This is a genomic window from Nocardia sp. BSTN01 (genome assembly GCF_015354405.1).
Classification (GTDB): Bacteria; Actinomycetota; Actinomycetes; order Mycobacteriales; family Mycobacteriaceae; genus Nocardia.
Map to the genome: position 1 here is coordinate 220,817 of NZ_JADKYP010000002.1, position 15,002 is coordinate 235,818.

12 protein-coding genes are annotated in these 15,002 nt (G+C 69.0%); 6 read left to right on the plus strand and 6 right to left on the minus strand.

All coding sequences use genetic code 11. The features are described from left to right. Positions 1-36: 36 nt before the first annotated feature. The 4 genes from IRT45_RS02680 to IRT45_RS02695 all read right to left on the minus strand — a co-directional run bounded on the left by IRT45_RS02680 (position 37) and on the right by IRT45_RS02695 (position 4,735). Entirely contained in the window at positions 37-1,032 is a 996-nt protein-coding gene (locus IRT45_RS02680) for an alpha/beta hydrolase family protein (RefSeq protein ID WP_194804412.1), read from the minus strand. A gap of 217 nt (positions 1,033-1,249) precedes the next feature. Then, positions 1,250-1,906: a transcriptional repressor LexA gene (gene lexA / locus IRT45_RS02685; protein ID WP_194804268.1), complete on the minus strand. Its 657-nt coding sequence runs from the start codon at positions 1,904-1,906 to the stop codon at positions 1,250-1,252. 33 nt (positions 1,907-1,939) lie between these two features. Then, complete coding sequence (locus IRT45_RS02690) at positions 1,940-3,544, minus strand: LCP family protein (protein WP_375540054.1); 1,605 nt, start codon at positions 3,542-3,544, stop codon at positions 1,940-1,942. A gap of 483 nt (positions 3,545-4,027) precedes the next feature. Continuing rightward, the gene (locus tag IRT45_RS02695; RefSeq protein ID WP_194804270.1) at positions 4,028-4,735 is read right to left on the minus strand and encodes a TetR/AcrR family transcriptional regulator; all 708 of its coding nucleotides are present in this window, start codon (positions 4,733-4,735) and stop codon (positions 4,028-4,030) included. A gap of 425 nt (positions 4,736-5,160) precedes the next feature. Between IRT45_RS02695 and IRT45_RS02700 the strand changes: the two genes are divergently transcribed. Further along, positions 5,161-6,876: a GMC oxidoreductase gene (locus IRT45_RS02700; RefSeq protein WP_194804271.1), complete on the plus strand. Its 1,716-nt coding sequence runs from the start codon at positions 5,161-5,163 to the stop codon at positions 6,874-6,876. Between the two features lie 57 nt (positions 6,877-6,933). On the opposite strand, the gene IRT45_RS02705 is transcribed toward IRT45_RS02700, so the two are convergent. After that, complete coding sequence (locus IRT45_RS02705; protein WP_228533375.1) at positions 6,934-7,413, minus strand: hypothetical protein; 480 nt, start codon at positions 7,411-7,413, stop codon at positions 6,934-6,936. 198 nt (positions 7,414-7,611) lie between these two features. Further along, complete coding sequence (locus IRT45_RS02710) at positions 7,612-8,700, minus strand: TerD family protein (protein ID WP_194804272.1); 1,089 nt, start codon at positions 8,698-8,700, stop codon at positions 7,612-7,614. 132 nt (positions 8,701-8,832) lie between these two features. Here IRT45_RS02710 and IRT45_RS02715 point away from each other — a divergent pair, with 132 nt between their 5' ends. The 5 genes from IRT45_RS02715 (at position 8,833) to IRT45_RS02735 (ending at position 14,999) form a co-directional block, all read left to right on the plus strand. Continuing rightward, on the plus strand, positions 8,833-9,375 hold the full coding sequence (locus tag IRT45_RS02715) for a DUF2599 domain-containing protein (protein ID WP_194804273.1): 543 nt from the start codon (positions 8,833-8,835) through the stop codon (positions 9,373-9,375). A gap of 146 nt (positions 9,376-9,521) precedes the next feature. Further along, positions 9,522-10,913: an aminotransferase class V-fold PLP-dependent enzyme gene (locus IRT45_RS02720; protein ID WP_194804274.1), complete on the plus strand. Its 1,392-nt coding sequence runs from the start codon at positions 9,522-9,524 to the stop codon at positions 10,911-10,913. Continuing rightward, complete coding sequence (locus IRT45_RS02725) at positions 10,910-12,226, plus strand: heavy-metal-associated domain-containing protein (RefSeq protein WP_228533377.1); 1,317 nt, start codon at positions 10,910-10,912, stop codon at positions 12,224-12,226. The genes IRT45_RS02720 and IRT45_RS02725 overlap by 4 nt, the downstream gene beginning before the upstream one ends. After that, positions 12,223-13,671, plus strand: coding sequence for a decarboxylase (locus IRT45_RS02730; RefSeq protein WP_194804275.1), 1,449 nt, complete (start codon positions 12,223-12,225; stop codon positions 13,669-13,671). The genes IRT45_RS02725 and IRT45_RS02730 overlap by 4 nt, the downstream gene beginning before the upstream one ends. Next, the gene (locus tag IRT45_RS02735) at positions 13,671-14,999 is read left to right on the plus strand and encodes a pyridoxal-phosphate dependent enzyme (RefSeq protein ID WP_194804276.1); all 1,329 of its coding nucleotides are present in this window, start codon (positions 13,671-13,673) and stop codon (positions 14,997-14,999) included. The genes IRT45_RS02730 and IRT45_RS02735 overlap by 1 nt, the downstream gene beginning before the upstream one ends. The last annotated feature ends 3 nt before the right edge of the window (positions 15,000-15,002 follow it).

The window sequence follows — 15,002 nt, forward strand, 5'->3', positions numbered from 1 at the left end:
CGTCCGTGGGGGACGGCCGGACCCGGCGGTTGCCCCTCAGGCGGGAAGTTGCAGCCCGGCCGCGAGGACCGGCCACGACTGGATCAGCGCGTCGTGCCAGTAACCCCAGGAATGGGTTCCGGTGGGCGTGAAGTCGTAGGTCGCCGGAATGCCGAGACCGTTGAGCTTGGCCTGCAGGTTGTGGCTGCAGTAGTTGACCGCGGCTTCGATCACGCCGCCGATGACCAGCTGATTGGCCAGTCCGCCCGGTCCGGGCAGCGTGTACGGCCCGTTGAGGGTGTCCCACTGTCCGGGCAGCCCGGATCCGCTGGAGATGAACAGGTTCAGTCCGCGCAGCTGATCGGCGTGCACGTAGGGATCGTTGGCCGCCCACATCGGATCGTTCTGCGGCCCGTACATGTTCACGGTGTTGCCGCCGCCCCACACGTTGACCGCGAGATTGACCGCGGTGTAGCCCACCGGATCGCTGATCTGGGCGCACCCGCTGTAGGCGGCCACCGACTTGTACAGCCCGGGTTTGGCGATGGGCAACTGCAGCACCGAGGTGCCGGAGGTGGACAGCCCGGCGATGGCGTTGAGGCCGTTGGTGCCCAGGGCGCCGTCGATGATGGGCGGCAGTTCCTCGGTGAAGAACGTCCGCCACTTGTTGACGCCCAGCTTCGGATCCGGCGCGCGCCAGTCGGTGTAGTAGCTCCAGGCGCCGCCGACGGGCTGGACGACGTTGACGTCCTTGTCGGCGAGGAACTTCAGCGCGTCGGGTGCCTTGTTGTCCCAGGTGGCGCTGTCCTCACCGCCGCCGGCGCCGTTGAGCAGGTACAGCACCGGACGCGGTGTGGAGGCGTCGGCGGGTCGCTGCACGTCGATCGTGATCGGTTTGTCCATGGCCGCGGAGTACACCTGCAGGGTGACGTTGCGGCCGTCGACGACGGAGAAGCCGACGATCTTCGATCCGTCGGCGGACACCGGATGTGCCAGTGGCGCACCGGAATCGACGACCGGATCGCCCGCGGCGGCGGCCGGTCCTGCCGCCATGCTCGCCGATACCGCGGCCAGAACTGCCGCGGCCGCCACCGTCGCGACCCGGGTGCGCCGACGCACCCGGTATCGCCCCGCAAATCTGCCCGCCCGATTACTGCTCGCCACGTGCACCTCCGAATCCCGTTCGGTCTTGCGCGGTTCCCCTGCCTGGGCAGACTAATTCAGTGGCAACCGTTTGGCGATCGGTCCGGCGGGCGCGTCGAGCAGGTCGTCACATTCGCCGCATCACCGACACGACCTTGCCGAGGACGACCGCGCGGTCACCGTCGATGACGTCGTAGGCCGGGTTGCGGGGTTCGAGGTAGACGTGGCCGTTGCGGCGGCGATACACCTTCACGGTGGCCTCGTCGTCGATCATGGCGGCCACGATGTCGCCGGAGTGGGCCTCGTGTTGCTGCCGCACGACCACGATGTCGCCGTCGCAGATCGCGGCGTCGATCATCGAGTCACCGCGCACCCGCAGCCCGAACACGGTCCCGCGCCCGACCAGTTGCCGCGACAGGGTGAGCTGGTCGTCGGTGTGTTCCTCGGCGAGGATCGGGGTCCCGGCGGCGATATCGCCGACCACGGGCACGGTTACCGAATCCTGTTCGCGGCCACGGTTTTCGGCGGGGGCGAGGAACAGGCGCACATCGATGGGCCGGGAGACACTCGCGCTGCGCCGCAGAAATCCCTTGTCCTCGAGGTCTTTCAGATGCTTGGACACCGACGAGCCCGATTTCAGTCCGACAGCGACGGCGATCTCCCGCGACGACGGCGCATACCCGTTGCGCTGCACCGCATCCCGGATCACACCGAGGATGCGCCGCTGCCGCTCGGGCAGCCGGGAAGTGTCGAGGTGGTCGTATGCGTCGTCGTATCCGGTCACCCGGGAATCGTAGACGGCCGCACCGGCGGCGCCTCAGTTCACGCAGGGTATGTCGGATCCGATGCTGGTGGTGACCGGTTTACCGGAGTCGGGGCGGTCGTCGGTGGTGGCGGTGGTCGACGCCGAGCTGCCGCCGCTGGTGGTCGTGGTGAGCCCGGTCGTGGGGTCGGTGGTGGTGACTGTAGAGGACGAGGTGAGGCTGTCGGGGAGGCTGAAATCGCTGCCGATGACGATCTTCACCGTCCCCGGATCGAGGGATTTCGATGCGGCTGTGGGTAATCCGCCCAGCATGTCGGCGGCCTGGGTGGCGTCGGTGTCGGCGCCGGAGCCGAAGTACACGACCGAACTGGATCCGTCGCTGTAGGTGGCGTTGCCGACGGTGCCCTTGCGGAAGCCCTTGTCCACCAGCGCCGTGGACACCTTGGCCGCCATTCCGCCGGCTCCGCCGGCGTTGACGACGTCGACGGTGCTGGTGGGTGTGGTGGTCGGGGCGCTGGATTGTGGTTCGGCCACCCCGAAGGCGGTGCGCACGGTCTTCTTGATCGCGGCCGGGTCTACGATGTTGACGTCCTGGCCGTCGACGGTGTCGTAGGCCTTCACCGGCAGGGTCTGGAATTCGATCGGGATGGATCCGGCGCGGCCGAGGGTCTGGGCGAAGTCGAGCAGGTTCCAGCCCTGGGAGAGCACGATGTCGTTCTGCGCCGCAGTGATCAGGTCCTGGAGTTTGCCGATATTGGTCAGCGTCCCCGAATCCTTGAGCTGTTTGGCGACCGAGGTCAGGAATGCCTGCTGGCGGTGGGTGCGGTCGAGGTCGCCGTTGTCGAGGCCGTGGCGCTGGCGCACGAACGACAGCGCGTTGGCGGCGTCGAGATGCTGGCGGCCCGCGGGGAACACCGCCCCGGAGTAGTACTCGTCGTCGACGGCGTGGTTGAGGCACACGTCGACGCCGCCGAGGATGTTGGCCAGATCGTAGAAACCGACCAGCGAGATCTCGGCGAATCGGTTGATCGGTACTCCGGTGAGCTGTTTGACCGTCTGCACGATCGATTCGCGCCCGGCCTCGCGGCCCTGGCGTTCGAGTTCGACCTTGTCCTTGACGCCCTGATTCTCCAGCTTCTGTTCCACCGAGGCCTTTTTCAGCCCGTAGGCCTCCTTGATCTTGGCGTGGTCGTAACCGGGGATGCCCGAAACCGAGACGTAGTCGTCACGCGGGATGGAGAAGGCGGTGACCTTCTTCAGATCCTTCGGAATATGAACCAGGATCAGCGAATTGGCGTTGTAGCCGCCTTCGCTGCCGTCACCGGCGTGCAACTGGTCGAGGATGTTCTTGGGCAGGTCGTTGCCGTTCTGGTCCTTGCGGGTGTCCAGGCCGATCAGCAGGATGTTCAGATCGCCGTCGAGCGCGGCCGCATCGGCCTCGCTGATCGCGTTGGACCGGGTGAAACCCTGATCGACGCTGCGTTCGGTGTAGTAGGCCAGGCCGGTACCGCTGACCACGACCACGGCCGTCACCGCGGCCAGCAGGCGACCACCGACCCGCACGGCCCTCCCGCCGCGGTTCGGGCGTGGTGGCGGTGCGGTGCGGGCGCGGCGGGCCCGCCGGTTCGGCGGTGGCGCGGCACCTTCGGCGACGTCCACGGTTTCCGCGGCCGCGGCCGCTGGGGTCGCGGCCGGCGTGGGCCGCCGGCGTGGCTCGGTGTCGCCGCGTTCGGGCGCGGGTGGCTGAGCGGGGGCGGGACGACGCCGGGCGCTCGGTTCGGCGGCGGCGGGCGGTTCACGTCGTGCCGGATGTTGCGCGGGGGGTGGCGTCGCTCGCCGGGTGCGCTCGCTGTCGCGCTGGTCGGCGGGTGTGGCGATGCCGCGACTCCAGGGCGGGGTGCCCGCCCGGACGGTACGCGGGCTATGTCGACCGGACCGATCCGCCGGCGCCTCGTCGTCGGGCCGCGCGTGCCGCGATCGGCCGCTGCCGGGGCGGGGATCCACCACCGGGATCGGTTCGGTTTCGTCGTTCATTTCGCCGTTCAGTCTTTCATTCCCGGGTATGGGAAAGCTGAGAATGAGCTTTATCGGGTTGTGACATCCTGCACGATGGCGGCCACGAATGCCTACCCGCCGCGCGGGCTAGTCCGCTGCGGCAGCGGGGAATCCGAGGATCGCGCACAGGTTGTCGAGGTGGATGTCGAAGACCTGGGCGCGGTCGGTGAAGGTCTGCGCGCCGTACATGTCGAACACGTCGAAGCTGACCGCCCCGAACAGGCCCGTCCATACCGTCAGGGTGCGCGCCATCGCCCAGTTCGGCATGTCCAGCCCGAATTCGGCGCGGATGCGTTCGATGTCGGCGGCCAGTTCGGCCGGCACCGACGGGACGGGCTCAGGGGTGGCGAGTTCGCCGGTGCGCCAGGCGGTTTCGACGATGGTCAGCAGGGAGCCGATCACCCGGGTGCCGGGGGCGGTGGTCTCCTGGGCGGGTGCGTCGTAGCCGGGGACGGGGGTGCCGAACAACAGGCCGTAGCGGGCCGGTTCGGCCAGCGCCCAGTCGCGCACGGCGTGGGCCAGTACCCGCAGCCTGGTGGCGCCGTCGGCGGGTGCGGCGGCCAGGGCGGCGTCGACGGCGTCGGCCAGTTCGGTGTAGCCGTCGACGACGAGCATGGTCAGCAGTTCGTCGCGGCTGCGCACGTAGCGGTACACCGCCGAGGAGACCACGCCGAGATCGCGGGCGACGGCACGCAGCGACAGCGCCGCGGCGCCGTGCACCGCGAGATGTTCACGGCCGATGCGCACGATTTCGTCCATCGTGCGGGCCCGGGCGCGGGATCGGGGTGTGCTCATGCTTTCAGACTGCCATATAGAGAGCGGTGCTTACCAGAGTGATCGGCGATCTGGCGATTCCGGTCACCCTTGCCACGAATCGTGATGCGGATTACTGTTACCCGCCGGTAATGAGCGCGAGCGGCGACGGACCGGCGACACCACGCGAGGAGATCGATACCCGATCGACTCGAGATCGCCGCCCGGACGCCGCCGCCACCGAGGCCGGCCGCCACCCCGGCCGGCCTCGCCGATTTCCCCCGAACCCGCACGCCCACCAGGCCGGAAGCATTTAGGGGTACCGAGAGACACACCTAAAATACTCGGTAGTAGCGTTGATATTCGTCACCGGCGACACACACTCACGGAGGCCCGATGAGACACCATGCGCAGCCCGTTCCCGGGGCCGACCGGTTGCGGGTGGCCCGCACCCCGCAGGAGCGGCCATGACCGCACACGACACCGATTTCGACGTCCTCATCGTCGGCTCCGGATTCGGCGGCAGCGTCACCGCGCTGCGGCTGGTCGAAAAGGGCTACCGGGTCGGCATTCTCGAAGCAGGTCGCCGCTTCGCCGACGACGAACTGCCCGAAACCAGTTGGGACCTGCGCAAATTCCTGTGGGCCCCCGCGCTGGGCTGCTACGGCATCCAGCGCATCCACCTGCTGCGCGATGTGCTGATCCTCGGCGGCGCGGGCGTCGGCGGCGGCTCGCTCAACTACGCCAACACCCTCTACGTCCCGCCGGAGCCGTTCTTCCAGGACAACCAGTGGCGCGACATCACCGATTGGCGCGCCGAGCTGACCCCCTACTACGAGCAGGCCACCAAAATGCTGGGCGTGGTGCGCAACCCGCACATCACCCCCGCCGACGAGGTGTTCAAACAGGTCGCCGACGACATGGGTGTCGGTGACACCTTCGTGCAGACCCCGGTCGGGGTGTTCTTCGGCGAGCCCGGCAAGACCGTGGCCGACCCGTATTTCGGCGGTGTCGGCCCGCAGCGCACCGGCTGCCTGGAATGCGGCGAATGTATGACCGGCTGCCGCCACGGCGCCAAGAACACCCTGGTGAAGAACTACCTGTATCTGGCCGAGCAGGCCGGAGCGCAGGTGCTGCCGCTGACCACGGTGACCGCGGTGCGCCCGCTGCCCGACGGCGGCTGGCAGGTCGACACCCGCCGCACCGGCGCGAAGATCCGGCGCTCACCGGCCTCCTACACCGCCGGGCACGTCGTCCTCGCCGCCGGCACCCGCGGCACCCAGAAGCTGCTGTTCGACATGCGCGACAAGGGAATTCTGCCGCGGTTGTCGCCGCGGCTGGGCGAGCTGACCCGCACCAACTCCGAATCCATCCTCGGCGCGGCCACCCCGACCGTGGATCCCGACCGCGACTTCACCCGCGGTGTCGCGATCACCTCCTCCATCCACCCCACCCCCGACACCCACATCGAACCGGTCCGCTACGGCAAGGGATCCAATTCGATGGGCCTGCTGCAGACGCTGATGGTCGACGGCGGCGGCCGGATCCCGCGCTGGCTGCGTTTCCTGCTGGAGGTGCTGCGCCATCCGCTGACCCTGCTGCGCATGCTCAGCGTGCGCAACTGGAGCGAACGAACGGTCATCTCGCTGGTGATGCAGCATCTGGACAACTCCATCACCACCTACACCAAGCGGGGCGTGTTCGGCCGCAAGCTGACCTCCAAACAGGGCCACGGCGAACCGAATCCGACCTGGATCCCGGCCGGTAACGATGTGACCCGACGCGTGGCGGAGAAGATCGGCGGCACCGCGGGCGGCACCTGGGGCGAGGTGTTCAACATCCCGCTGACCGCCCACTTCCTGGGCGGTGCGGCGATCGGCGCCGACCCCGAACACGGTGTCATCGACCCCTACCACCGCGTCTACGGCTATCCGACGCTCAGTGTGGTCGACGGCGCGGCGGTGTCGGCGAACCTGGGTGTGAACCCGTCGCTGACGATCACCGCGCAGGCCGAACGCGCGGCCGCGCTGTGGCCGAACAAGGGCGAAAACGACACCCGCCCTTCGCAGGACAGCCCCTACCAGCGTATTTCCCCGGTCGCGCCGCGGCAGCCGGTGGTTCCGGCCTCGGCACCGGCGGCGTTGGTGTTGCCGATCGTCGAAATCAATCGCGACAGCGCCTGATTCATCCGCGCGCCCTCGATCCGGCCGCCGTGGCGATATCTCGCCGCGGCGGCCGGATCAGTTCGCGGAGATGTGAGCGAAACCCATCGGGGAGGTCGGCGGCGGCGCGGACGTCAGCGGCGCCCGGAATTCCTGCAGCGCGGCGAGCACATCGACGTGCCGCCCGGCATAGCAGCGCACCTGCGGCAGCGCGTGGGCGACCTCGCTGCGTTCCATCGCCTCGGCGTCGATATAGCCGATCGCGTCGAGTTCGATCCGCAACTGGGCCGCGATCCGGGTGATCGCCGCCGATTTGCGGCCCCACCCGACCTCGACGGCGGCGAACAGCCCGTGCAGGCCGTGACGTTCCAATTTGTCGGTAGTCCAGGACCATTCGCCACGGCTGGCCACGGCGTGCATCACACCCCGGCCGGTCAGGGTGTGCATCGCCCGCACCGCCTCCGGGCGCAGCGCACCACTGGTCGAATCGCAGACCACACCGTCCCACATGGTGTTGTCCAGTTCCCAGACAAGACATTTCACTGCCGGTGCTGTCATCTCGCCCCTACGGTCCACTCTCCTCAACACCCACGTCGGCCACGCCCGCGGGCACAGCCGATGGGTACACCGCCACCATCCAGGTACCGATTGTGCCGGACAAGCCCCCGCTTTCCTGGGCCGGTCCCGCGAGAGGTCATAGTAGGGATGCGGGGCCGCGCACACCAGCCCTGGCAAACCACTGGCTCGCGGCGCGGCTCACAGCGTCGGCACCACCAGCGGGACGGCCTCCACCGGATGCCCGGCCTGGATCGGCGCACCGATCGAGGCCACCCGCCACAGGCCGCCGTCGCGATACACCTTCGCCACCAACATGCCGGTATGCGGCCCGCCGCCGCGCAGATTGCCCCGCGCCAGCTCCGCGGTCGAGGAACCGTCGATCATGCGCCAGTAGCCGTTTCGGATGCGTTCGAAGGTATGCCCCGCATACGAGGTGACCACGAAGACCACCGATGTCACCTGCGCCGGCAGCCGGGCCAGGTCCACGGTGATGACCTCGTCGTCGCCCTTACCGTCACCGGTCAGGTTGTCCCCGGAGTGGCGCACCGCGCCGTCGCGGGAGGAAAGCTGCTGGTAGAACGCCACATCCACGAGTGTCTGGCCGACGAACAGCAGCGCCGAGGCGTCCAGGTCGATCTCGAGGGCGCGCAGCCCGCGCGGGCCGTGCACCTTCATCGGATCCCAGCCGACACCCATCTTCACCATCGACAGCTCGCCCTTGCGGATCTGGTTGAGCGCCACCTCCTGGCCGGGCGCCAGCACCGCCGGGCCGCGATAGGGCAACTCGTCCGCCCCGCCGCCCACCGACACCCCGTGCGCGGTCACCAGCGCCGCGAGTCCGGCCGGGAATCCGTGCCCGAGCGGGCGCACCTGCCAGGTGCTGCCGACCCGGTCCAGATCGGCGACGATCACCGCCGGTTCCTCACCGAGGTCCTCGACGGTGTACTCGTACACCGCATTTCCGCTCGGATCGGCCACGATCAGCTGCGGCGGCGGGTAGTCACCGAAACGATCCTGCTGCTCCTCGAGCGAGGCCACGATCCGCACATGCTCGATTTCCGGTGGGAGCGAACGCAATCCGATCGACAGCTCCGGCCGCCCGGAGGCCAGGCGCACCCCGTGCGCGGCGGGCTGGTTGTAGAAGATCAGATCGGTTTCGTCACGGACCCGGCCGGCCGAATTCAGCAGCAGCGCCGAAACATCGACGGGTTCGCTGTGCCGGACGGATACGACGACCTCGTCGTGGGTCAGACGGTCCACCTGTCCCTTGGTCAACTGAGCGGCCACCCTTCCACTCTACGTCGAGTTCCGGCGGTATTCGGGCAACACGGGCGCCTCCGCCCCGCCGATTCCGGTGCGCCCGGGCGTGGCGGGTAGCGTGAGCGGCGACGGTGGATCGCGACGTCGAAAGGGACGCGAATGAGGTCGGGTGCGCGACGAGTACCCGGTCGCGGGCCGCGATGGGCCACGGCGGCCGCGGTGGTCTCGGCCGTGCTCACGGTGGCCGGATGCGGCGGCGACGACTCCGCGATCACCGAATCCGCCACGCCCGCAACCACCACGGCCGCCACGCTCACCTCCGAGGCGCCGACCGGACCGACCGGTAATGCGCCGACCACCGAACCCACCACCGATCCCTTTGCCGGCAGCCCGCTGATCGATCACACCGAATGGACCGACGATCCCGACGGCCGCCGCCTGCACGTCTACCCGACCGCCGCCGGCCGCGCCGACCAATTCCCCGCCGCACTGGACCGCGCCTGGTCGGAGGTGCTCGCCGACTCGCCCGACGCCGAGTCGCCGGGTATGTACGACCAATTCGAATGTCATTGGGTGTGGGCGCGAATGGTCGCACCGAACAAGCCGAGCTGGAATCTGGAGCCGTGGCGGCCGGCCGTCGGCTACCAGGCCACCGTCCAGGCGATGTGCAATCCCGGCGGCCCCGATCCGGCCGGCAACTGACCGCGAAACTCTCCCGCTCCGATCACCTTCCGCGCTCCTGGACGATCGACCGGTGAAATGCGTTGTCCGCGATCGGGTTCGAAGGCCGCCGCGGCGATAGGTATCGTGGATATGGTCGCCAGCGTACGAGCCGAAGGGAGCGTCACGTGCGGTCGCCGTCCCCTCGGCCCGCGCACGCCTACCCGGCGAGCGCCCCGGCCTCCGCGCACACTCCCGCGCACCCCGCCGCCCGGCCCCCTTCGGCCCCTGCATGTGAGCGTTCCGGCCCGGCGCACGCCGAGACCGCCGCAGCGCCCGCCCCGCGAGCCGTTCGCGAACTCTTCCCCGCACTCACCGACGACGGCCCGGTCTATCTGGACAGCGCCGCGACCACTCAGAAACCGCTGCCGGTGATCGAGGCGATCGAGGGCTATCACCGCCGCCACACCGCCAATTCCGGACGCGGCACCTATCCGTGGGCGACGACGCTGACCCGCGCGATCGAACAGGTCCGCGCCGATACGGCCCGCTTCCTGCACGCCGAACCCGACGAGGTGGTGTTCACCGCGGGCGCGACGGCCGGCCTCAACGCGGTCGCCCTCGCCTGGGGGCTCACCACCCTCGCCGACGGCGACGAAATCCTCTACAGCCCGAGCGACCACGCCTCCAACGTGTATCCGTGGCTGCAGTTGCGGGCCACGCTGGCCCATTTCGGCCGCCGGGTTCGGCTGGTCCCCTACCGGACCACCGCGCTGGGCGAGGCAGATATCGACGACATCGCCGCCAAACTCGGCCCGCGCACCCGGCTGCTGACCGTCAGCCACCTCCACCACGTCTACGGTGCCCGCAACACCCTCGAGGAGTTGCGCGTCCACCTCGACACCCGGGTGGCGGTGTGTTTCGACTGCAGTCAGAGCGGCGGGCACATCCCGGTCGACGTGCGGGAGCTGGGCGCCGATTTCGCGGTGCTGTCGGCGCACAAGATGTTCGCCGCGCCCGGCACGGGGGTGCTGTTCTGCCACCGCCGCATCCACGACCAGCTGGGCCCGTTCCTGCCGGGCGGCAACTCCGGTGTGAGCGTGCGGGATTCGGCGCTGCTGCCGGCGCGGATGCCGCATCGCCTGGAAGGCGGCACCCACAACATCCCGGGCATCCTGGCCCTCGGGGAGGCCCTGCGGGTCCTCGACGCGATCGGCCTCGACACCGTCGAACAGCACAACCGGATGCTGACCCGCCGCCTCGTCGACGGCATGCACGCCCTGCCCGGGCTGCGCCTGCTGCCCGGACCCGCACACGCCCCGTGCGACACCGGATACGGCATCGTGTCGTTCACCCTCGACGGCATCACCGCCACCGACCTCGGCTTCGTGCTCTCGGAACTGGGTTTCCTCGTCCGCACCGGCGCGCACTGCGTCCCCTCCGACACCGCCGACGAACACGCCGAAATGATTGCGGCAGAAGCGGATTCGGTGCGGGTGAGTACCCATGTCTACACCACGGCCGAGGAGATCGACCGGTTCCTCGATTGCCTCACCACCATCGCCACGGAGGTCCGATGACCACACGCCGCGAATCCGCCGCAGCCGCCGTCTCCACCGCCGATCCCGGCCCGGACTCCGGGAGCACTGTGGTCAGCGCGCCGGCGGGCAGCGCATCGGATTACGACCGCCGCACCGCGTCCCGGATCCTCGCCGAACTGGCCCGCCCCGGCCTGTTCACCGCCGCCACCCCTACCGCGGCGCGCACCGTCGCGGTCACCCGCACACCGGTGCGGCCCGAACCGGGCAGCCATCTGACGTTGTCGCAGCGGCTGTATCTGGAGTCGTTCATGCGTCCGTGCCGCGCCGATCAGGTCACCAGCGCCACCCATCGGGTGGTGTGGACCGACAGCGACGGCATCCCCAACACCGGCCACGTCCGCACCGGCGGTCTCGGGCCGATCGTGCCGGTGGCGGTCCGCGAAACCGTGCTCGCCCTGTGGCACAGCCTCGAGGCCGATACCGCGCTGGCCGAACGGATCGCGGCGCTCACCCCGCACGACCGGGCGGTATTGGGCGCGACCACCACCGATCAGGATCCGATCGACATCTTCCGCGTCGGTATCGAAGCCACCGGCCGGGCGCTGGCCCAGCACGCGCTGCTGGCCGAGTCCACACCGTATCGGACCGCCACCGAATTCGCGTGCGGGCTGCGCGATTCCGGCATCTTCGCCGCGGTCGCCACCCGCTGGTACTGGGAGCAGCAGGCCTCCACCTATCGGCGCGGCATGATCGCGGCCGCCTTCGACACCCAGCCCGACGGCACCGTCCGCTACACCGCCGACACGATCGCCACCCTGCGCGCGATGAAGGACGCCACCATCCACGACGCCCACACCGTGATGCGGCGCGCCACGATCGAGGAGGGCCTGTCGGTGGAGGCGGCCATCGGCAGATATCACGACGAACTCGACCTGATCTCACGCCAATACGCGCTGCTGCCGCCGGGGGCGCGCCCGTCGTGCCTGGCGGCGATGCCCCATCGCATCGACGGCGAACACTACAGTCTGCTGCCCGAGGTGGTCGATCGGTTCGTGGACCTGTTCACCCACACCGTGTCCGGACTCGACATCATCGAAACACCGGATGCCACCGGAGATCTTGCGGGCACGGCCGGCCATCTGTTCTATGTGCCGGATATGAATTGCAAACACTGTGTGCGCACCATCGGCGGCGTGCTGGAATCGATGCAGATCGCGGTGCACGAGATCGATCTGCTCAGCAAGCGGGTGCGCGCCGAATTCCGCAGCGCCCGCAACCGGCACCGGGCCTTCGAAGCGCTACGCGACAGCGGTTACAACCCCACCCTCGCGGCCCCGGGCCCGGCCGAATGAGCGCACCGCCCGCGTTACCGGCGCTGCTGCATCCCCTGGTCCGCGCCTATCTCGCCTGCCCGCGCGCGCTCACCGCGGCCGTCGCCCGGTTCGGCACACCGGCGCATCTGCTGTTCCCGCAGGTCTACCTCGACAATCTGCGACAGCTCGAAGCCGTACCGGTGCGGCATCGGCTGCGCCATCGAATCTGCTACGCGCACAAGGTGAACCATTCGCGAGCGCTGCTGGCGACCGCGCACCGTGCCGGAATCGGCGTCGACGTGGCCTCGGTCCAAGAGCTCACCGCCGCTCGCGACGTGGGATTCGGCCCCGGCGACATCGAGGTGACCGGGCCGAAGGGCAGGCGGTTGCTGACCGCGCTCGCCGGTTCCGGTGTGACGGTGAACGTGGACAATCCGTGGGAGTTGCGCGAGCTGACGGCTCTGGCCGACCCGTCGGCGCCGATCCCGGTGCTGTTGCGGCTGAGCGGATTCCCCGCCCCCGGCGGACAGGTGACGGTGAGCCGGTTCGGCATCGGCCCCGGCGAGGTGAGCGAACAGCTGACGCTGCTGGCCCGATGCCAGGATCGAATTACCCTGCGCGGTTTCGCGTTTCATCTCGATTCCGGCGATATCGGCGAACGGGTGCGGGCGGTGGAGGCGTGCCTGGGCTGGATCGAACGCGCCTACGCCCACGGCCTCGCTCCCACGGTGCTCGACATCGGCGGCGGGTTCCGGCAGGTGTTCACCGCCGACGCCGACCGCTTCGACCACTACACGCTGGCACTGCGGGAATCACTGGTGGGGCGCGGCGAGCCGATGAGCTGGGCGGGCAACACCTTCGGATACACCGTCGACGACACCGGCGCCCACGGCATCCCGATCTTCCACAAATACGCCAACACGATGTCCGGGCCGCGGATGCTCGACGACCTGCTCGCCGCACCCCTGCCCGCGCACGACGGGCAACCGCTGGCGCGGGTACTGGCCGACAACCTGCTGGAACTGTGGTGCGAACCGGGCAAGGCGCTGGCCGATCACGCCGGAATCACCGTGGCGGGCGTGGAATTCGTCAAGTGCACGGCCGACGGCAGCATCGTGGTAACCGTCGACATCGGGCGTGACACGATCACGCCCGCCGACCAGGAGGTGATGGTGGATCCGCTGCTGCTGCCCGGACCCGAATCCGCGGACCGCACCGCCGACGATCCCGGCGGTCCGGTCGGGGTGTACATCGGCGGGCATCTGTGCCTGGAACGCGATCTGATCAGCAATCACAAGGTGTGGTTGCCCCGCCTGCCGCAGCCCGGTGATCTGCTGATTTTCCCGAATACCGGCGCCTATCACATGGATTTGTCGGCAGCGCGCGCATCGATGCATCCACTGCCGCCGAAACTGGCCGTCGATTACCGCGACGACGGCTTCTGTGTGGTGCCCGACGCCGACTACCGTCCCAGGAGGCTGTGATGCGCTACGACGACATCACCGACCTGATCGGCGATACACCGCTGCTACGGCTGGATCCGGCCGTACACCGGCTGCCCGGGGTGGAACTGTATGCCAAGCTCGAGTTCTACAACCCGTTCGGTTCGGTGAAGGACCGCGTCGCCTGGGGCATGATCCGCGACGAACTCGACGAGATCACCGCCCGGGGGCAGACACTCATCGAGGCCTCCAGCGGCAACACCGCCAAGGCGCTGCGGCTGCTGGGCGCCCGCCACGGTGTGGGCCTGCACGCGGTGACCAACCGCATCAAGGTCGACGAGGTGCGCGATCTGCTACAACTGTTCGGCACGCGGATCGAGGAGTTGCCGGGGCTGTCGGAATGCCCGGATCCGACCACCCCCAACGACGTGTACTCGGTGATCGAGACGACGATGGCGAAAAACCCGGGCGCCTACCATCATCCGTCGCAGTACACCAACGAGAAGAACATCGACGCCCACTACCACGGCACCGGGCGCGAGATCCACGAGGATCTGGCCGCCGCCGGCGTGGGCGCCGACTACCTCATCGGCGGACTCGGCACCACCGGATCAACCCGCGGCACCGCCACCTATCTGCGCAAACATCATCCCGAGCTGCGCACGATCGCGGTGGTGTCGCAGCGCGGCGACTTCATTCCCGGTATCCGGTCGGAGACCGAGATGTGGGATGTGGGGTTGTTCCAGCCGGAGTTCTACGACCGGATCGTGACGATCGACGCGGCCCGGGCGATCGAGGCCACCCTCGAATTGGCCACCGGCTACGGCATCCTCGCCGGCCCCACCAGCGGCGCGGGATACGCCGCCGCACTGGAGGTGTTGCGCGATCTGCCGCCGCGACCGACTCCGGTCGTGGCGGTGCTGATCGTGTGCGACCGCATCGAACCGTATCTGTCCTACATCAAGAAGCGGCGCCCGGACCTGTTCGGCCGCACGGGTTCCGCGGCGCCCGCACCCACCGACGCGGAACTGGACATTGTCCGCGAACTGTCGCCGGGCGAGTTGCGCGAACTCGACGCCACCGGCCGCCCGACGATCGTCGACACCCGCGGTGCGATGGCCTACCGGATCGGGCACATCCCGGGCGCGATCAACATTCGCGACGACCAGCTCGACGACATGTTCGCCCACGGCGTGCCGTTCTCCCGCTCGCGCCCCCTGGTTTTCGTCTGCCCCGTGGGTGATCTGTCGCGCCGCTTCGCCGCCACGGCCGCCCGCGCCGGCTACGACGCGGCAAGCCTCGCGGGCGGCATCGTCGCCTGGCGCGACGCCGGGTTCGACCTGGAAAGCGCGGCGCCACCGGCGATCTGAACC